The sequence below is a fragment of the Rhizobium sp. 05N430 genome (genome assembly GCF_056396985.1).
In genome coordinates, this window is sequence record NZ_JBFTMO010000008.1 from 214,446 (window position 1) to 232,888 (window position 18,443).

The window sequence follows — 18,443 nt, forward strand, 5'->3', positions numbered from 1 at the left end:
AAACCACCGCAAATTAAAGGCAATCCATTCTCTGCCGCGTGCCAGCCGCGAAATATGCATGTCATTCTCATGATTCAATGCCCTGTGGGCTCTTTTCGCTTTTGATCTGGCGGAGCGGGGCAAAGGATGCATATTAGGGCCAAAACGCGCCCGGTAGTAATGGGGGCGGCAGGCGGTACGGGGAAACATGAAGATTTTCAATTACAAGCGCGTGCCCTATGCGGAGATGCGCGCCTTTTCCGTCCACATTCTGACGGCTTCCGGCTCGTTTCTGGCTTTTCTCGGTGTCGTCGCCGCTGCCGAGCATCGCTTCATCGATATGTTCTGGTGGCTGGGTCTGGCACTGCTCGTCGATGGTATCGACGGCCCGATCGCCCGCAAGGTCCGCGTCAAGGAAGTGCTGCCCAACTGGTCTGGCGATACGCTCGACAACATCATCGACTACGTCACCTACGTGCTGCTGCCAGCCTTTGCGCTCTATCAGAGCGGCATGATCGGCGAGCCCTGGTCTTTTGCCGCGGCCGGCATGATCGTCGTCTCCAGTGCCATCTATTATGCCGACATGGGCATGAAGACGGAGGAGTATTTCTTCTCCGGCTTCCCTGTCGTCTGGAACATGATCGTCTTCACATTGTTCGTCATGGATGCCAGCGCCTTGACCGCGATGATCGTTGTCACGGTTTCTGTGGTGCTGACCTTCCTGCCGATCAACTTCCTGCATCCGGTCCGCGTCAAGCGGCTGCGGCCGCTCAATCTCGGCGTCTTCTTCCTCTGGTCGGCGATCGGCATCTATGCGCTGCTGATGCATTTCAGCATTCCGCACTGGGCTGTTGTTCTCTTCATCATCAGCGGTATCTATCTCTATTGCATCGGCGCCGTGCTGCAGTTTTTCCCGGCGCTCGGAAAATCGGCATAAGGACAGGCACGATGGCACAGACGAAGGCAGTCGCATTCAGCCGCAACGGCGGACCAGAGGTTCTGGAATATGTCGATGTCGATCTGCCGCCGCCATCTGCAGGTGAAGTGCAGTTGAAGCATGCCGCAATCGGCCTGAATTTCATCGACGTCTATTTCCGCGATGGCACCTACAAGGCGCCGCATCTGCCCTTCGTTACCGGCAAGGAAGCCGCAGGAACGATCACAGCGGTCGGGCCCGGTCTCACCGATTTTGCCGTCGGCGACCGCGTTGCCTATGCCGGCGCGGACGGCGCTTATAGCGTCGAGCGCAATGTCGAGACGAAGCATCTCGTCAAGGTTCCCGACGGTGTCAGCCTGGAGACCGCGGCGGCGATGATGCTGAAGGGCATGACCGCCGAGTATCTCCTGAACCGAACCTTCAAGGTCGGCCCTGAAACAGTGCTGCTGTTTCACGCTGCTGCCGGCGGCGTCGGTCTGATTGCCGGGCAGTGGGCGAGGGCGCTTGGCGCAACGGTCATCGGCACGGCCGGTTCCGACGACAAGGTCAAGCTGGCGCTGGAATACGGCTATGACCACGTCATCAACTACAAGTCCGGAAACTTCCTCGACCGCGTGAAGGAAATCACCGCGGGCAAGGGCGTTGACGTCGTCTATGACTCCATCGGCCGCGACACCTTCCCGCAATCGCTCGACTGCCTGAAGCCGCGCGGCCTGTTCGTTTCCTTCGGCCAGTCCTCGGGCGCCATCGAGAACTTCACCATGTCGGCGCTGGCGCAACGGGGCTCGCTCTACGCCACCCGGCCGACGCTCTTCAGCTATATTGCGACACCGCAGGAGCTTAAGGATTGTGCAAACGCGCTATTTGCTGTTGTGCTGAGCAACAAAGTGCGTATCAATATCAATCAAACCTATCCGTTGCGTGAGGTGGGACGGGCTCACACGGATCTGGAAACAAGAAAAACGACTGGAACTACGCTGCTGATCCCATAGGGATTCCGTGCAAAAAGGACGGATCGGCAGAGAGAAATGAGGGGAACGTGTCGTCATCCAATGCGCCGTCGTCTGGTGCGTTACTGTCGGTCCAGAAGCTGACCAAGCATTTTGGCAGTTTTGCTGCCTGCAATGAAATCGACCTCGATATTGCGCCCGGCGAAATCCATGCATTGCTTGGGGAAAACGGTGCGGGAAAATCGACCCTGGTGAAAATGCTGTTCGGCGTGCTGGAGCCGACGGCAGGTCACATCCTCTGGCAAGGCAAGTCGGTCTCGATCGGCTCTCCCGGCGAAGCCCGTAATCTCGGCATCGGCATGGTCTTTCAGCACTTCTCGCTGTTTGAGGCGCTGACTGTTGCCGAAAACATCGCGCTTTCCCTCGCTGACACCATTCCGATCGGCAAGATCGCCGAAGAGGCGCGCACGCTGTCGGCAGCTTACGGTCTGCCGCTCGATCCGCATGCCCATGTTGCCGATCTCTCGGTTGGCGAGCGCCAGCGTATCGAGATTGTCCGCGCATTGCTGCAGAACCCCAAGCTGATCATTCTCGACGAACCGACATCAGTGCTGACGCCGCAGGAAGCCGACAAGCTGTTCGAAACGCTTTTCAAGCTCAAGGCCGAGGGCCGGTCGGTTCTCTATATCAGCCATCGTCTCGAGGAAGTGCAGCGCATCTGTGATCGCGCCACCGTCCTGCGCCACGGCAAGGTGACGGGTGCCTGCGATCCAAAGCAGGAGACGCCGGCATCGCTTGCCCGCATGATGGTCGGCAGCGATGTCGCAGCCGTCACCCACCCCGATCGCGGCAACAAGGGCGAAGTCCAGCTTGCTGTCACCAGCCTGTCTGTCGCCGCGCGCACGCCCTTCGCGATGCCGCTGAGGGACGTTTCGCTTGCGGTGCGTTCCGGTGAAATCCTGGCGATCGCCGGTGTTGCCGGAAATGGCCAGGGCGAGCTCTTCGATGCGCTGTCGGGCGAGTATCCGGTCTCCGAGCCATCGGCCGTCGTCATTCGCAGCAAGCCGGTGGGCAACGTCGGGATTACCGCGCGCCGCCTGCTGGGCGCAGGCTTCGTTCCCGAGGAACGCCACGGTCACGCGGCTGTCTCCGCCATGAAGCTTTCCGACAATCTCGTCCTGGCGCGCTGCCAGTCCGACCGCAAGTCGTTCCTCGGCGGCGGCTTTCTCGGCGTCATCCGCCACGGCGCGGTCAAGAATGCGGCTCGCCGCATCTCCGAAGCGATGGACGTGCGCAAGAGCGGCGAGGATCCCACAGCCGGATCGCTGTCGGGCGGCAATCTGCAGAAATTCATCGTCGGCCGCGAACTCGACCGCCAGCCGGCCGTGCTCGTCGTCAACCAGCCGACCTGGGGCGTCGATGCCGGTGCGGCAAGCCGCATCCGCCAGGCGCTTGTCGATCTGGCGCGCGCAGGTTCGGCCGTCATCGTCATCAGCCAGGATCTCGACGAGATCTTCGAGGTGGCAACCGAGATCGCCGTCATCTCCGAGGGACGTCTGTCGCCACCGTTCCCGGCAGGCGAACTGACGCGCGAAAAGATCGGCCTGCTGATGGGCGGCCTGCACGACAGCAAGTCCGCTGCGGAGGCCGCACATGCGCATTGAACTCGAAAAGCGCCCGCAGGTCTCGAAGCTATACGCTTTCGTCTCGCCGCTGCTGGCTTTGGCACTGACGCTGATCGCCGGTGCCATCATGTTTGCGATCCTTGGAAAGGATCCGATCCAGGCGCTAGACGCCTTCTTCATCGAGCCGCTGCTCGAGGTCTGGTCGCTGCATGAGCTGGCGATCAAGGCCGCACCGCTGATCCTGATCGCCGTCGGCCTGTCGGTCTGTTATCGCTCCAACAACTGGAATATCGGTGCCGAAGGTCAGTTCACGGTCGGCGCCATCACCGGCTCGATCCTGCCGATCGTCTTCACCGAATGGCATTCGCCGATGGTGCTGCCGCTGATGCTGATCATGGGCGCGATCGGCGGCGCTCTGTTTGCCGCGATCCCGGCGCTGCTGAAGGCACATTTCAATACCAACGAGATCCTGACATCGCTGATGCTGGTCTATATCGCCCAACTGTTCCTCGACTGGCTGATCCGCGGCCGCTGGCGCAATCCACAGGGCTTCAATTTCCCTGAGAGCGTCAGCTTCCCGCCGGAGGCGACGCTTCCGGCCATCTGGGAAGAATCCGGACGAGCCCACTGGGCCTTCATCTTCGCGATCGTGGCGGCAATTCTTGTCTGGTTCATGGTGAAATACACGCTGAAGGGCTTCGAGGTTGTCGTCCTCGGCCAGTCGGAACGGGCAGGGCGCTTTGCAGGATTTTCCTCGAAGCGGATGATCTGGTTCGGCTTCCTCTTCTCCGGCGCGCTTGCAGGCCTTGCCGGTATTTCGGAAGTCTCCGGCTCGATCGGCCATCTGCAGCCGGCGATCTCGCCGGGCTACGGCTTCACCGCAATCATCGTCGCTTTCCTTGGGCGCCTGAACCCGCTCGGCATCATTCTCTCCGGCCTGGTGCTGGCGCTGACCTATCTCGGCGGCGAGGCGGCGCAGCTCTCAATCGGCGTTTCCGACAAGGTGACGCGCGTCTTCCAGGGGCTGCTGCTGTTCTTCGTGCTCTCCTGCGACACGCTCATTTACTACAAGATCCGCATCATCTGGTCGCGGGTCCGGGGAGGTGCGGCATGAGCATCTTCGAAGCCATTCTGCTCACTGTCATCACCGCCTCCACACCGCTCGTCATCGCGGCACTCGGCGAACTGGTGGCGGAGCGCTCCGGCGTGCTGAACCTCGGCGTCGAGGGCATGATGATCATGGGTGCTGTCGCCGCCTTTGCCGGTGCGCAGTTGAGCGGTTCGCCCTATATCGGCCTGATCTGCGGCATCGCCGCCGGTGCGCTGTTCTCGTTGCTCTTCGGCTTCCTGACGCTGACGCTGGTCGCCAACCAGGTCGCGACAGGTCTGGCGCTGACCATCCTCGGCCTCGGTGTTTCAGGCATGCTCGGCGAATCCTTCGTCAGCGTCCCCGGTATCCGGCTGAGCCCGATCGTGTTCCCGTTCCTGTCTGACATTCCGGTGATCGGCTCGGTGCTCTTCCGCCAGGACCTGACTTTCTACCTGTCGATCGCACTGCTGATCGGTGTCAGCTGGTTCCTGTTCCGCAGCCGTGCCGGGCTGAAGCTGCGCGCCATCGGCGATAATCACGCCTCGGCCCATGCACTCGGCATCAATGTCATCAGAACCCGTTATCTCGCCGTCATCTTCGGCGGCGCCTGCGCCGGTCTGGCCGGTGCTCAGCTGTCGCTGGTCTATACGCCGCAATGGGTGGAGAACATGTCATCCGGGCGCGGCTGGATCACGCTGGCGCTGGTCGTCTTTGCCTCCTGGCGGCCGCTGCGCGTCTTTGCCGGCGGTTATCTCTTCGGCGCCGTGACGATCCTGCAGCTGCATGCCCAGGCCTTCGGCATTGGTATCCCGGCGCAGTTCCTGTCGATGCTGCCCTATGCGGCCACTATTGTGGTTCTCATCATCATTTCTCATAATCGGCGCACGACGTTGATCAACACGCCCGCGTCGCTTGGCAAAGCCTTCGTACCGGAGCGATAGAAGAACAAGAATCAGACGGGTTTCCGGAAATCTCTTCAAAACCAACAGGGGTCACCATGAAGAAAATAGCACTCGCACTCGCCGCTTCCGCTGCCGCGCTGATCAGCGTCGGCTCGGCTCAGGCTGCGGACAAGACCAAGATCTGCTTCGTCTATGTCGGTTCGCACACCGACGGCGGCTACTCGCAGGCACATGATCTCGGCCGCCAGCAGATCCAGAAGGAATTCGGCGACAAGATCGACACGCCTTACCTCGAAAACGTTCCGGAAGGTCCGGATGCAGAGCGCGCCATCGAGCGTCTCGCCCGTTCGGGCTGCAAGCTGATCTTCACCACCTCCTTCGGCTTCATGGATGCGACCGTCAAGGTTGCCGCCAAGTTCCCGGATGTGAAGTTCGAGCACGGCACCGGCTACAAGTCCGGCCCGAATCTCGCGACCTACAACTCGCGCTTCTATGAAGGCCGTTACATCCTCGGCCAGATCGCCGCCAAGACGTCGAAGAAGCACGGCGCGGCCTACATCGCTTCCTTCCCGATCCCTGAAGTCGTGATGGGTATCAACGCTTTCGAACAGGGCGCAAAGTCCGTCGATCCGAGCTTCAAGCTCAAGGTCATCTGGGTGAACACCTGGTTCGACCCGGGCAAGGAAGCCGACGCTGCCAAGGCGATGATCGACCAGGGTGTCGATGTTCTGACCCAGCACACCGACACGACCGCGCCGATGCAGGTTGCCGAAGAGCGCGGCATTCACGCTTTCGGTCAGGCATCCGACATGATCGCAGCCGGCCCCAAGGCGCAGCTGACGGCAATCGTCGATACCTGGGGCAACTACTACTCCAAGCGCGTGCACGCGCTGCTCGACGGCACCTGGAAGTCCGAGCAGAGCTGGGATGGTCTGAAGGATAACATCCTGAAGATGGCGCCCTACACGAACATGCCGGATGACGTGAAGAAGATGGCCGAGGAAACCGAAGCCAAGATCAAGTCCGGCGAGCTGCATCCCTTCACCGGTCCGATCAACAAGCAGGACGGTACGCCGTGGCTCAAGGCTGGCGAAAAGGCTGACGACGGCACGCTGCTTGGCATGAACTTCTATGTCGAGGGCGTCGACGACAAGCTGCCGCAGTAATATCTGGCCGCAACTTTTGCGATTGCGAAAGGCGCTCCGAAAGGGGCGCCTTTTTTTGCTGCAGCGCATGCTAAAATGTCCATTTACAAAAGTAATACTATATGATTTTTTGAACCTGCCGCGAGGAGCGGCAATTGGGAGAGACAATCATGAAATTGAAAACTGCACTTTTGAGTGCCACGGTTTTGGCTGCCTGCATGTTCGGTTCGGCCAACGCGGCCCAGCTCGTCGTCGGCTTTTCGCAGATCGGCTCGGAGTCGGGCTGGCGTGCGGCGGAGACGACCGTCACCAAGCAGGAAGCCGAGAAGCGTGGCATCGACCTGAAGTTCTCCGATGCTCAGCAGAAGCAGGAAAACCAGATCAAGGCGATCCGCTCCTTCATCGCACAGGGCGTTAATGCCATCCTTCTCGCACCGGTTGTCGAAACCGGCTGGGACGACGTTCTGAAGGAAGCCAAGGAAGCCGAAATCCCGGTCATCCTTCTCGACCGCACGATCAAGGCTCCGGATGACCTCTATCTGACGGCTGTGACATCGGACCAGATCCACGAAGGCAAGGTTGCCGGCGACTGGCTCGTCAAGAATGTCGGCGACAAGAAGTGCAACGTCGTCGAGCTTCAGGGCACAACCGGCTCCTCGCCGGCGATCGCCCGCAAGAAGGGCTTCGAGGAAGCCATTGCCGGCCACAAGAACTTCAAGATCGTCCGCAGCCAGACGGGTGACTTCACCCGTGCCAAGGGCAAGGAAGTCATGGAAAGCTTCCTGAAGGCTGAAAATGGCGGCAAGGATATCTGCGCCCTCTACGCCCATAACGACGATATGGCCGTCGGCGGCATCCAGGCGATCAAGGAAGCCGGGCTGAAGCCAGGCAAGGACATCCTCGTCGTCTCGATCGACTCGGTTCCGGATATCTTCACGGCGATGGCCGCAGGTGAGGCCAACGCGACCGTCGAGCTGACGCCGAACATGGCAGGCCCGGCCTTCGAGGCCCTCGACGCCTACCTGAAGGACAAGAAGGCACCGCCGAAGTGGATCCAGACGGAATCGAAGCTCTACACCCAGGCTGACGATCCGAAGAAGGTCTACGAGTCCAAGAAGGGTCTCGGTTACTGATCGGCACTGAACCCGCACCGGCCCATCATGGGCCGGTGCGGACCTGCCTCTGCACGCGGGACATCATGTCCCGCGCCTGCAACGGCAAGACGGCTGAATATCAGGAAAAGACCGGACCATGATTCACGATTTCGAGAACGTCCTCGTCGCGTCAGGCATATCGAAATTCTTCCCCGGCGCGGTAGCGCTGGACAAGGTTGATTTCACGCTGCGCAAGGGCGAAGTGCATGCGCTGCTCGGCGAAAACGGGGCAGGCAAGTCGACGCTGATCAAATGCATGACGGGCGCCTATCGCCGCGACGAAGGCACGCTGACCCTCGACGGCAACCACATCGATCCTGCCGATACGCTGGCAGCTCAAAAGCTCGGCATCGGCACCGTCTATCAGGAGGTCAACCTCCTCGCCAATCTCAGCGTCGCGGAGAACCTGTTTCTCGGCCGCCAGCCGCGCCGCTTCGGCATGCTGGATAACCGCGCCATGAACCGCCAGGCGCGCGACCTGCTGGCACAATACGGTCTTACCATCGACGTCACCGCACAGCTCGATCGCTTCTCGGTCGCCGTGCAGCAGGTCATCGCCATTGCCCGCGCCGTCGATCTCTCAGGCAAGGTCCTGATCCTCGACGAGCCGACCGCCAGCCTGGACACCCAGGAAGTGGCGATGCTCTTCGGCATCATCAAGAACTTGAAGGAGCGGGGACTAGGCATTGTTTTCATTACCCACTTCCTTGAGCAGGTTTATGAGATCAGTGATCGCATCACCGTGCTGCGCAACGGCAAGCTGGTCGGCACCCGCGACAAGACGGACCTGCCGCGGCAGGGGCTGATCTCGATGATGCTCGGCCGCGAACTGGCCCATGCCGAAGAGGCCGCCAAGGAGCGCAGCATCGCCGCCGGCGCCGTCAAGTATCACTTCGAAGGCTATGGCAAGCGCGGCAAGGTGAAGCCCTTCGATCTCGATGTGCGTGTCGGGGAAGTCGTCGGCATCGCTGGTCTCCTCGGATCCGGCCGCACCGAGACTGCGGAATTGCTGTTCGGCATCGAGAATGCTGATAGCGGCAAGGCCGAAGTTGACGGCAAGCCGGTAGCGCTGGCCAACCCGAGGGCGGCGATCCGCCATGGCTTCGGCTTCTGCCCGGAGGATCGCAAGACCGATGGCATCATCGGCGACCTGTCGATCCGCGAGAATATCGCGCTCGCGCTTCAGGCCCGCCGCGGCTGGGCGAGGCCGCTCTCCCGCAGCGAGCAGAATGCGCTGGCCGACCAATATATCAAGGCGCTGGATATCCGCACCACGGATCGAGAGAAGCCGATCCGGCTGCTGTCAGGGGGGAACCAGCAGAAGGCCATTCTGGCGCGCTGGTTGGCCACCAATCCGGATTTCTTGATCCTCGACGAGCCGACACGCGGTATCGATGTCGGCGCCCATGCAGAGATCATCCGGCTGATCGAAGAGCTCTGCGCCAAGGGCATGTCGCTGATCGTCATTTCATCCGAACTGGAAGAGCTCGTCGCCTACAGCTCGCGCGTCATCGTGCTGCGTGACCGCGAGCATATTGCCGAGCTGACAGGCGACCGCATAACCGCATCCGGCATCGTCGATGCCATCGCTGCGGCTGACAAGAAAACGGAGGATGCATGAGTTCCTCGCTGAAGGCGCTTGCCATACGCCTGGCGCCGCAATTGATTGCGCTTGCTGTCATTCTTTTGTTGAATTTCATCATGTTCCCGCAATTTTTTAATGTCGTTATTCAAAATGACCGCCTCTATGGCAGTTTGATCGATGTGCTGAACCGCGGGGCGCCGGTGGCGCTGCTGGCGATCGGCATGACGCTCGTGATCGCCACCAAGGGGATCGATCTCTCGGTCGGCGCCGTCATCGCCATCTGCGGCGCGGTCGCGGCTTCCTCGATCGTCTCAGGAAACTCGCTCGGCTATACGCTGGTTGCGGCCCTTGTCGTCGGTCTGCTGTGCGGGGTCTGGAATGGCTTCCTCGTTGCCGTCCTCAACATTCAGCCGATCATCGCCACACTGGTGCTGATGGTCGCCGGACGCGGCATCGCCCAGCTGATCACCGAAGGGGTGATCATGACCTTCAACGATCCCGGCCTGATCTTCTTCGGCAGCGGCTCCTTCGCCTTCCTGCCGATGCCCGTCGTCATCTGGCTGGTGGCCGGGGCGATCGTGATCGCGCTGGTTCGCCGCACCGCTCTTGGCATGCTGGTTGAAGCAGTTGGCATAAACCACAGAGCGAGCACGCTTTCCGGCGTTCGCACGCCCGTCTTGTTGATGGCCGTCTACATGCTGAGCGGCCTTTGCGCTGCCATCGCCGGGATCATCGTTGCCGCCGATATCAAGGGCGCGGATGCCAACAATGCCGGGCTCTGGCTGGAGCTCGATGCCATCCTGGCAGTCGTCGTCGGCGGCAATTCGCTGCTCGGCGGGCGGTTCAGCATTCTCGGTTCGCTGATCGGCGCGATGATCATCCAGTCGGTCAACACAGGCATCCTGCTGTCGGGCTTCCCGCCGGAGTTCAACCTCATCATCAAGGCGGTGATCATCCTGGTGATCCTGATCATTCAGTCGCCGGCGCTGCAGTCTGCCGCCGTCTTCTTCAGCCGCAAGTCCAGAGCGGAGCAGCCGAAATGAATTCCCGATACCTGCCGCTGCTCGCGACCATCGTCATCTTCATCCTGGCCTATGCGGCCTGTGCGCTGCAGTACCCCAACATGCTGTCGACGCGCGTTGCCGGAAACCTTCTGACCGACAACGCCTTCCTTGGCATCGCCGCCGTCGGCATGACCTTCGTCATCATTTCCGGTGGTATCGATCTGTCAATCGGTTCGGTCATCGCCTTCACCGGCGTCTTCCTCGCCGTCATCCTGCGCGACACCTCCATTCACCCGCTGCTCGCCTTCGTGCTGGTGCTTGTTATCACCACCGTCTTCGGCGGGCTGATGGGCGCGGTGATCCACTATCTGAAGATGCCGCCCTTCATCGTCACGCTCGCCGGCATGTTCCTGGCGCGCGGCATGTCCTATGTGCTGTCGATCGACAGCATCCCGATCGAGCACGACTACTATTCGACGCTGACCAGCATCTACTACCGCCTACCGGGCGGCGGACGTCTGACGCTGATCGGCGGCATCATGCTCATCGTCTTCATCGCCGGCATCTTCGTCGCCCACCGCACCCGCTTCGGCGCCAACGTCTATGCGCTTGGCGGCGGAGTGCAGACGGCCGAGCTGATGGGGGTTCCGGTCGCCAAGACGACCATCCAGATCTATGCGCTTTCAGGCTTTCTCGCGGGCCTATCCGGAATCGTTTTTTCTCTCTATACCTCGGCCGGTTATTCCCTTGCAGCGGTAGGCGTCGAGCTCGATGCCATCGCAGCGGTCGTCATCGGAGGGACGCTGCTGACTGGGGGTGCAGGATTTGTAGCAGGGACCTTCATCGGTCTCCTGATACAGGGGCTCATTCAGACATACATCACCTTCGACGGGACCCTGTCGAGCTGGTGGACGAAGATCTTGATCGGGCTTCTGCTCTTTGCATTCATTCTGATGCAGAAGGCCATTCTGTTCCTTTCCAGCCTGAACAAGAGGTATGCCTGACGGAGGACGTGTTGCTTGCGCAACAGAATGATTGATACCCGCAGAACGGGGCGGAAGACACGGACAAGCCACGCACAGGTCGTGGACGAGCTTGGCAGGGCCATGGTCGCCGGAACATATCCGGTCGGCTCGATCCTGCCCGGCGACGTGGAGCTCGCCCAGCGCTTCAAGGTTTCCCGCACGGTGCTTCGCGAAACCATGAAGACGCTTGCCGCCAAGGGTATGGTCGTTGCCAAGGCGCGCGTCGGAACGCGTGTGACGGAGAAGAACCTCTGGAACATGTTCGACAGCGAGATCATCGCCTGGCACTTCGATAACGGCGCCACCGAAGAATTCCTGCTGCAGCTCTACGATATCCGCCTTGCATTCGAGCCCTTCGCGGCTGGCCTCGTCGCCGAGCGCGCCACCGGCGATGACATCGCGCATCTGCGTGAGCTTGCGCTGGTCATGGCCGAACCCGGCCACACCACCGAGAGCTTGGCGCTTGCCGACCTCCGGTTCCATCTGGCGGTGGCTGATGCATCGCACAATCCCTTCCTGCGCACGCTCGGCAGCCTGATCGAGGCAGCCCTTGTCGGCATGTTCCGCATCAGCACGCCGCCATCGCAGAACGGCTTTTCGAATATCGCCGATACCCATATGCGGATCGTCGATGCGATCGCCGCCGGCGATGTCGCCGGTGCCCGCAAGGCGATGGAAGACGTCATCATCGATGGTCGCGATCACGTCCACGAAGCCTTCCTGACGATGAACCGCGCCTCGGCCTAGCGGCGTAATCCATTTTTCATCTTTGTCGCCGCTTCGCCTTGCTGCTATGTCACAGCAAAAGCGTCGAACAACGGATTCCCGGAGCCTGCATATGGAACGCACCTGCCTTGCCGTCATCCTCGCCGCCGGTGACAGCACCCGCATGAAGTCTTCGAAGTCGAAGGTTCTGCATCCGGTGGCCAACCGGCCGATGATCGCCCATGTGGTCGATGCCGTGTCGAAGGCCGGCATTTCGTCGGTCGCGCTCGTCGTCGGCCGCGATGCCGACGAAGTGGCAAAAGCCGCATCGGTCAGCGGCGTTGCCGTCGAGGCGCATCTGCAAAAGGAGCGGCTTGGCACCGGTCATGCGGTGCTCGCTGCCCGCGAGGCGATCGCCCGCGGCTATGACGACATCCTAGTCACCTATGGCGATGTTCCGCTGCAGACCGATGGGCCGCTGAAGGCGGCGCGTCAGGGGCTCGCCGATGGCAGCGACATCGTCGTCATCGGCTTCCATACCGATAAGCCGACAGGCTATGGTCGTCTGCTGGTCAAGGACGGCGAACTCATTGCCATCCGCGAAGAGAAGGACGCGACCGATGCCGAGCGCACCGTAAACTGGTGCAACAGCGGCCTGATGGCCATCAACGGCCGCAAGGCGCTGGATCTGCTTTCCCGGATCGGCAACAGCAATGCCAAGGGCGAATACTATCTGACCGACCTCGTCGAGATCGCCCGTTCGCTGGGCGGCCGGGTCACGGCTGTCGATGCGCCGGAAGTCGAGATGACCGGCTGCAACAACCGCGCCGAGCTCGCTAACATCGAGCGCCTCTGGCAGGAGCGCCGCCGCCACGAACTGATGCTGTCAGGCGTGTCGATGATTGCGCCTGAAACCGTCTTCCTGTCGCATGACACAGTGATCGGCCAGGATGCGTTGATCGAACCGAACGTCATCTTCGGACCCGGTGTGGCGATCGACAGCGGCGCCGTCATTCACGCCTTCTCGCATATCGAGGGTGCCCATGTCAGCGCCGGCGCCACGGTCGGCCCGTTTGCACGCCTGCGCCCAGGCGCCGATCTCGGCGAAGGCTCGAAGGTCGGCAATTTCTGCGAAGTGAAGAATGGCAGGATCGCCGAGGGCGCCAAGGTCAACCATCTGACCTATATCGGCGACGCCGTCGTCGGCGCTCACACCAATATCGGGGCGGGGACCATCACCTGCAACTACGACGGGGTGAACAAGCACGAGACCAGGATCGGTGCCAACGCCTTCATTGGGTCGAACAGTTCGCTGGTTGCACCTGTCCGGATTGGGGATGGCGCCTACATTGCGTCCGGCAGCGTCATCACCGATGATGTTCCGGACGAAGCGCTTGCATTTGGACGTGCGCGCCAGGAAATAAAGCCGGAGCGTGCGAAGGTTTTGCGCGAGCGGGCGCTGGCGATCAAGGCTCAAAAGAAGGCCAAGGGCTGAGTTACGGCCCGAAATCCAAAGTGACCGCCTGACCGATTGAGAAATAAGAATAAATCGATAGGAGTGGCGTCACTATTTCGAAGCGGTTGGGGATAATTTCATGTGTGGTATTGTTGGGATCGTCGGTAGCAAGCCGGTTGCCGGGCGTTTGGTCGATGCGCTGAAGCGCCTGGAATACCGGGGCTATGACTCGGCCGGTGTCGCCACGGTGCATGACGGCGTGATGGATCGCCGCCGGGCCGAGGGCAAACTTTTCAATCTCGAGAAACGCCTTGATTCGGAGCCGCTCGACGGCATTGTTGGCATCGCTCACACCCGCTGGGCAACGCACGGGGTTCCGAACGAGACCAACGCCCATCCGCATTTCGTCGGCGGCGTCGCCGTCGTTCATAACGGCATCATCGAAAACTTCTCGGAAATTCGCGATCACCTGACCGCTGAAGGTTCGGTCTTTGAAAGCCAGACCGATACCGAGGTCATCGCCCACCTGATGGCGAAATATCTGCGCGAAGGCCTGCAGCCGCAGGCAGCACTGCTGAAGATGCTGAACCGCGTCACTGGTGCCTTCGCGCTGGCGGTGATGCTGAAGGATCATCCAAACACGATCATGGCTGCCCGCTCGGGCCCGCCGCTCGCCATCGGTCACGGCAAGGGCGAGATGTTCCTGGGGTCGGATGCCATTGCGCTATCTCCCTTCACCAGCGAGATTACCTACCTCGTCGACGGCGACTGCGCGATCATCAGCCGCGACGGCGCGACGATCCTCGATTTCAGCGGCAACGTCGTAAAGCGCCCGCGCCAGATTTCCCAGGCGACGGCCTATGTCGTCGACAAGGGTAATCACCGCCACTTCATGGAGAAGGAAATCTACGAGCAGCCGGAGGTCATCTCCCACGCGCTTAGCCACTACGTAAACTTCGCCGACAACACTGTTGGCGCCAACGCCGCAGGTATCGATTTCAAGTCGGTCAGCAGTCTGGCTATCTCCGCCTGCGGCACGGCCTATCTTGCCGGCCTCGTCGGCAAATACTGGTTTGAGCGCTACGCGCGCCTGCCCGTCGAGATCGACGTCGCCTCGGAGTTCCGCTACCGCGAAATGCCGCTGCAACCGACACAGGCCGCGCTCTTCATCTCCCAGTCAGGCGAGACCGCCGATACGCTGGCATCGCTGCGCTACTGCAAGGAAAACGGACTGAAGATCGGCGCTGTCGTCAACGTCCGGGAATCGACGATTGCCCGCGAATCCGATGCCGTCTTCCCGATCATGGCCGGTCCGGAAATCGGCGTTGCCTCGACCAAGGCCTTCACCTGCCAGCTGGCCGTGCTTGCCTCGCTGGCACTCGGCGCCGCCAAGGCTCGTGGCACGCTGACCGCCAAGGACGAAAAGGAGCTCGTCAAGCATCTGGCTGAGATGCCGCGCATCATGAGCCGCGTGCTGAACCTCATCCAGCCGCAGATGGAGAGCCTTTCCCGCGAACTCTCGAAGTGCCGCGACGTGCTCTATCTCGGCCGTGGCACCAGCTTCCCGCTGGCGATGGAAGGCGCGCTGAAGCTCAAGGAAATTTCCTATATCCACGCCGAAGGCTATGCGGCGGGCGAACTCAAGCATGGGCCGATCGCACTGATCGACGAGAACATGCCGGTCATCGTCATCGCCCCTTATGACCGCTTCTTCGACAAGACGGTCTCCAACATGCAGGAAGTAGCAGCCCGCGGCGGCCGTATCATCTTCATCACTGACGAGGCCGGTGCCGGCGCCTCGAAGCTGCCGACCATGGCTACCATCACCCTGCCGAACGTCGATGAGATCATCGCCCCGATGATCTTCTCGCTGCCGATCCAGCTGCTCGCCTATCACACGGCCGTCTTCATGGGCACCGATGTCGATCAGCCGCGCAACCTTGCCAAGTCGGTCACGGTGGAGTGAACCTGGAAATCCCCGGACGAGGCTTGTCCGGGGAACCGAATTCTGGCAGCTTCGTTTCGAAGGTACGGGGGAGCGCCGGATCACGAAAGCCGATAGTCTCAAGGGAGCTCATCGCCAGCAATGACGAACAAGATTCCCCGTTTGCCGATTGCAACGCGCATCAGAAACAACTTCCTCGCGGGCCTCATCATCTGCGCGCCGATCGCTATTACCCTGTGGCTGACATGGTCTGTCGTGCGCTGGGCCGACAGCTGGGTGAAACCCTATATTCCGGCCCGTTATGATCCGGACAGCTATCTGAATTTCGCGGTCCCGGGCTCCGGCCTGCTGATCGCGATGATCTTCATCACCATCATCGGTTTTCTCGGCAAGAACCTGATCGGCCAGACGATCGTGCAGTTCAGCGAATCGCTGGTGCGCCGAGTGCCGCTGGTGCGCAGCATCTACAAGAGCGTGAAGCAGATCTTCGAGACGGTGCTCAAGGAGCGCAGCAACTCCTTCAAGAAGGTCGGGCTGATCGAATATCCAAGCGCCGGGCTCTGGTCTCTCGTCTTCATCGCCACCGACGCCAAGGGCGAGATCGCCTCGAAGTTCAATGCCATGGGCAAGGACATGGTCAGCGTCTTCCTGCCGCCGACGCCGGTGCCGACCGCCGGCTTCCTGATCTTCGTGCCGCGAGAAAAGATCGTCGTGCTGGATATGAGTGCCGAGGATGGCGCCAAGCTTCTTATATCAGGCGGCCTGGTCACGCCCGAACATCTGCCGGTTATCCCGGGTGCCGAGCCGCAGCCGAACGTCAAGCCGAAGCTCTCAGCCCGCGTGAAGAAAGCGGATCGCCTCATCGCGCCGGAATAGATAGAGCAGGGTGCGGACCGCCTGTCCGCGCTCGGTGGTCAGTTCCGGATCCCGCTCGATCAGATAGGCCGCGTCCTTCCGGGCAATCTCCAGCAGGTCGGCATGCGCCTCTAGGCTGGCGATGCGAAAGCCCGGCGTTCCAGATTGCCGTGTGCCGAGCAATTCACCTTCACCGCGCAGCTTCAGATCCTCCTCGGCGATGCGGAAGCCATCCTCTGTTTCCCGCATGATCGTCAAGCGCGCGTGCCCTGTCTCGCCGAGCGGCCCCTTGTAGAGCAGGATGCAGGTGGACGCCTCGTCGCCGCGCCCAACACGGCCGCGCAGCTGGTGCAGCTGCGCAAGCCCGAAACGCTCGGCATGCTCGATCACCATGATCGTCGCGTCAGGAACATCGACGCCGACTTCGACCACGGTTGTCGCCACCAGCAACCGGATCTCGCCGTTCTTGAACGCCATCATCACGGCATCCTTTTCCGGCCCGCTCATGCGCCCGTGGATCAGTCCGATACCGGGGCCGAGTGCCGAGGTCAGTGTCGAATGCCGCTCTTCGGCGGACATCAGGTCCAGCTCTTCGGATTCTTCCACCAGCGGGCAGATCCAGTAAGCTTTCTTGCCCTCGGCCAACGCACTCTTCAGCCGCTGGACGATGTCGCCGGTGCGTTCGTTGGGAATGGTGATTGTCTGGATCGGCTTGCGCCCCGCCGGCTTCTCGGTGAGCTTCGAGACATCCATGTCGCCGAAGGCGGCGAGCACCAGCGTGCGCGGAATGGGGGTCGCGGTCATGACCAGCATATGCGGCGAGATTCCCTTGGCGGTCAGCCGCAGACGCTGGTGAACACCGAAGCGATGCTGCTCGTCGACAACCGCCAGCATCAGGTTCTTGTAGCTGACGCTGTCCTGGAAGAGCGCATGCGTGCCGATGATGATCTGAGCCTCGCCGGAGGCAATGCGCTCAAGAATGTCCTCGCGCTCGCGCCCCTTGGTGCGGCCCGTCAGCACCTCGATGCGAAGACCGGCAGCCGCGCCGAATTTCGAGATCGTCGCATGGTGCTGCCGCGCCAGGATTTCCGTCGGTGCCATCAGCACCGCCTGACCGCCGCTCTCAATGACCGCCGCCATCGCCAGTAGCGCCACGAGCGTTTTGCCGGAGCCGACGTCGCCCTGCAAAAGGCGCAGCATGCGGTCTTCGCTCGCCATATCCTTAAGCACTTCGGCGATTGCCTGCGTCTGGCTCCCTGTTCGAGAAAATGGCAGAGACTGCAATATCTTGCCGCTGATTTCTCCAGTAACACTTACGGGCTGACCGGAGACTTTCCGCAATCGTTGCCGGACAAGGCTCAGCGACAGCTGGCCAGCCAGAAATTCGTCATAGGCAAGGCGCCGGCGCGCAGGTGCTTGCGGATCGATATCGGCCGCATCCTGCGGTTCGTGCAGCATGTGGAAGCTGTCGCGAATGGTCGGCAGGGCCTGCTTCTGCGTCAGGGCCAAATCGATCCACTCCGGAAGTTCGGGCATGCGCGGCAAGCCGGCTTCGATGATCTTGCGTAGGGTCTTCGGCGATAGTCCCGCGGTCAGCGGATAAACAGGCTCGACCAGCGGCAGGTTCTCGGCCTCGCTCGCCTTCACGATATAATCGGGATGCACCATCGTCGCCCGGCCGTTGAACCAGTCGACCTTGCCGCTGACGGTGACTTCTTCGTCGAGCGGCAGCTGCTTTTCCAGCCAGTTGGCCTGCCCGCGGAAGAACACGAGGCCAAGCTCGCCGGTCTCGTCATGCAGGAACACCCGGTAGGGAATATTGCTCTTGCCGCGCGGTGGCGCCTGATGCCGGTCGACCCGCCCGTTGATCGTCACGATCGCCCCCTGCGGCGCCCGTGCGATGCCCGGCTGATTGCGCCGGTCGACGATTGAAGACGGCGCATGAAACAGCAGATCGACGATCCGCGTATCCTCGGGCGTCTCGCGGCCGAGCAGCTTGACCAGCAGTTCCGCGATCTTCGGACCAACGCCTGCAAGAGCCGAAACGGGAGAAAACAGCGGATCGAGAATGGTAGGACGCATGGCG

The 18,443-nt window shown here is 61.2% G+C and carries 15 protein-coding genes; 14 read left to right on the top strand and 1 reads right to left on the bottom strand.

What is annotated here, in order from left to right:
- Window positions 1–187 precede the first annotated feature (187 nt).
- The 14 genes from pcsA to AC1DJO_RS18530 all read left to right on the top strand — a co-directional run bounded on the left by pcsA (window position 188) and on the right by AC1DJO_RS18530 (window position 16,378).
- A complete protein-coding gene (gene pcsA / locus AC1DJO_RS18465; RefSeq protein WP_112387426.1) occupies window positions 188–916 on the top strand; it encodes a phosphatidylcholine synthase in 729 nt (242 codons plus the stop codon).
- Between the two features lie 11 nt (window positions 917–927).
- Window positions 928–1,908, top strand: coding sequence for a quinone oxidoreductase family protein (locus AC1DJO_RS18470; RefSeq protein WP_477972278.1), 981 nt, complete (start codon window positions 928–930; stop codon window positions 1,906–1,908).
- A 47-nt stretch (window positions 1,909–1,955) separates the two neighbouring features.
- Window positions 1,956–3,530, top strand: coding sequence for an ABC transporter ATP-binding protein (locus tag AC1DJO_RS18475; protein ID WP_477972280.1), 1,575 nt, complete (start codon window positions 1,956–1,958; stop codon window positions 3,528–3,530).
- On the top strand, window positions 3,520–4,605 hold the full coding sequence (locus tag AC1DJO_RS18480) for an ABC transporter permease (RefSeq protein ID WP_477972281.1): 1,086 nt from the start codon (window positions 3,520–3,522) through the stop codon (window positions 4,603–4,605). Before AC1DJO_RS18475 ends, AC1DJO_RS18480 begins: the two co-directional genes overlap by 11 nt.
- Entirely contained in the window at window positions 4,602–5,522 is a 921-nt protein-coding gene (locus AC1DJO_RS18485) for an ABC transporter permease (RefSeq protein ID WP_112387423.1), read from the top strand. The genes AC1DJO_RS18480 and AC1DJO_RS18485 overlap by 4 nt, the downstream gene beginning before the upstream one ends.
- Window positions 5,523–5,578: 56 nt before the next feature.
- Complete coding sequence (locus AC1DJO_RS18490) at window positions 5,579–6,649, top strand: BMP family ABC transporter substrate-binding protein (RefSeq protein WP_112443912.1); 1,071 nt, start codon at window positions 5,579–5,581, stop codon at window positions 6,647–6,649.
- 149 nt (window positions 6,650–6,798) lie between these two features.
- Window positions 6,799–7,761, top strand: coding sequence for a galactofuranose ABC transporter, galactofuranose-binding protein YtfQ (gene ytfQ / locus AC1DJO_RS18495; RefSeq protein ID WP_477972283.1), 963 nt, complete (start codon window positions 6,799–6,801; stop codon window positions 7,759–7,761).
- Window positions 7,762–7,879: 118 nt separating this feature from the next.
- On the top strand, window positions 7,880–9,403 hold the full coding sequence (ytfR, locus tag AC1DJO_RS18500) for a galactofuranose ABC transporter, ATP-binding protein YtfR (RefSeq protein WP_477972285.1): 1,524 nt from the start codon (window positions 7,880–7,882) through the stop codon (window positions 9,401–9,403).
- Window positions 9,400–10,410, top strand: coding sequence for an ABC transporter permease (locus AC1DJO_RS18505; RefSeq protein ID WP_477972287.1), 1,011 nt, complete (start codon window positions 9,400–9,402; stop codon window positions 10,408–10,410). Before ytfR ends, AC1DJO_RS18505 begins: the two co-directional genes overlap by 4 nt.
- Complete coding sequence (gene yjfF, locus AC1DJO_RS18510) at window positions 10,407–11,375, top strand: galactofuranose ABC transporter, permease protein YjfF (RefSeq protein ID WP_477972289.1); 969 nt, start codon at window positions 10,407–10,409, stop codon at window positions 11,373–11,375. Before AC1DJO_RS18505 ends, yjfF begins: the two co-directional genes overlap by 4 nt.
- A 27-nt stretch (window positions 11,376–11,402) precedes the next feature.
- Window positions 11,403–12,143: a FadR/GntR family transcriptional regulator gene (locus tag AC1DJO_RS18515; protein ID WP_477942870.1), complete on the top strand. Its 741-nt coding sequence runs from the start codon at window positions 11,403–11,405 to the stop codon at window positions 12,141–12,143.
- Window positions 12,144–12,234: 91 nt separating this feature from the next.
- Window positions 12,235–13,596, top strand: a complete 1,362-nt coding sequence (gene glmU, locus AC1DJO_RS18520; protein ID WP_477972291.1) for a bifunctional UDP-N-acetylglucosamine diphosphorylase/glucosamine-1-phosphate N-acetyltransferase GlmU — start codon at window positions 12,235–12,237, stop codon at window positions 13,594–13,596.
- Window positions 13,597–13,696: 100 nt separating this feature from the next.
- Window positions 13,697–15,523, top strand: a complete 1,827-nt coding sequence (gene glmS / locus AC1DJO_RS18525) for a glutamine--fructose-6-phosphate transaminase (isomerizing) (protein ID WP_477972293.1) — start codon at window positions 13,697–13,699, stop codon at window positions 15,521–15,523.
- A gap of 120 nt (window positions 15,524–15,643) precedes the next feature.
- A complete protein-coding gene (locus AC1DJO_RS18530) occupies window positions 15,644–16,378 on the top strand; it encodes a DUF502 domain-containing protein (RefSeq protein WP_112387414.1) in 735 nt (244 codons plus the stop codon).
- Here the strand turns inward: AC1DJO_RS18530 and recG are convergent.
- Window positions 16,334–18,439: an ATP-dependent DNA helicase RecG gene (gene recG, locus AC1DJO_RS18535; protein WP_477972295.1), complete on the bottom strand. Its 2,106-nt coding sequence runs from the start codon at window positions 18,437–18,439 to the stop codon at window positions 16,334–16,336. The genes AC1DJO_RS18530 and recG overlap by 45 nt on opposite strands.
- Window positions 18,440–18,443 lie beyond the last annotated feature (4 nt).

Excerpts from the sequence above, each read along its gene's own strand:
- AC1DJO_RS18485 (WP_112387423.1), top strand. The coding sequence starts at position 4,602 with ATGAGCATCTTCGAAGCCATTCTGCTCACTGTCATCACCGCCTCCACA.
- ytfR (WP_477972285.1), top strand. The coding sequence starts at position 7,880 with ATGATTCACGATTTCGAGAACGTCCTCGTCGCGTCAGGCATATCGAAA.
- recG (WP_477972295.1), bottom strand. The coding sequence starts at position 18,439 with ATGCGTCCTACCATTCTCGATCCGCTGTTTTCTCCCGTTTCGGCTCTT.
- AC1DJO_RS18515 (WP_477942870.1), top strand. The coding sequence starts at position 11,403 with ATGATTGATACCCGCAGAACGGGGCGGAAGACACGGACAAGCCACGCA.
- AC1DJO_RS18505 (WP_477972287.1), top strand. The coding sequence starts at position 9,400 with ATGAGTTCCTCGCTGAAGGCGCTTGCCATACGCCTGGCGCCGCAATTG.
- AC1DJO_RS18470 (WP_477972278.1), top strand. The coding sequence starts at position 928 with ATGGCACAGACGAAGGCAGTCGCATTCAGCCGCAACGGCGGACCAGAG.
- yjfF (WP_477972289.1), top strand. The coding sequence starts at position 10,407 with ATGAATTCCCGATACCTGCCGCTGCTCGCGACCATCGTCATCTTCATC.
- AC1DJO_RS18530 (WP_112387414.1), top strand. The coding sequence starts at position 15,644 with ATGACGAACAAGATTCCCCGTTTGCCGATTGCAACGCGCATCAGAAAC.
- glmU (WP_477972291.1), top strand. The coding sequence starts at position 12,235 with ATGGAACGCACCTGCCTTGCCGTCATCCTCGCCGCCGGTGACAGCACC.
- pcsA (WP_112387426.1), top strand. The coding sequence starts at position 188 with ATGAAGATTTTCAATTACAAGCGCGTGCCCTATGCGGAGATGCGCGCC.
- ytfQ (WP_477972283.1), top strand. The coding sequence starts at position 6,799 with ATGAAATTGAAAACTGCACTTTTGAGTGCCACGGTTTTGGCTGCCTGC.
- glmS (WP_477972293.1), top strand. The coding sequence starts at position 13,697 with ATGTGTGGTATTGTTGGGATCGTCGGTAGCAAGCCGGTTGCCGGGCGT.
- AC1DJO_RS18490 (WP_112443912.1), top strand. The coding sequence starts at position 5,579 with ATGAAGAAAATAGCACTCGCACTCGCCGCTTCCGCTGCCGCGCTGATC.
- AC1DJO_RS18480 (WP_477972281.1), top strand. The coding sequence starts at position 3,520 with ATGCGCATTGAACTCGAAAAGCGCCCGCAGGTCTCGAAGCTATACGCT.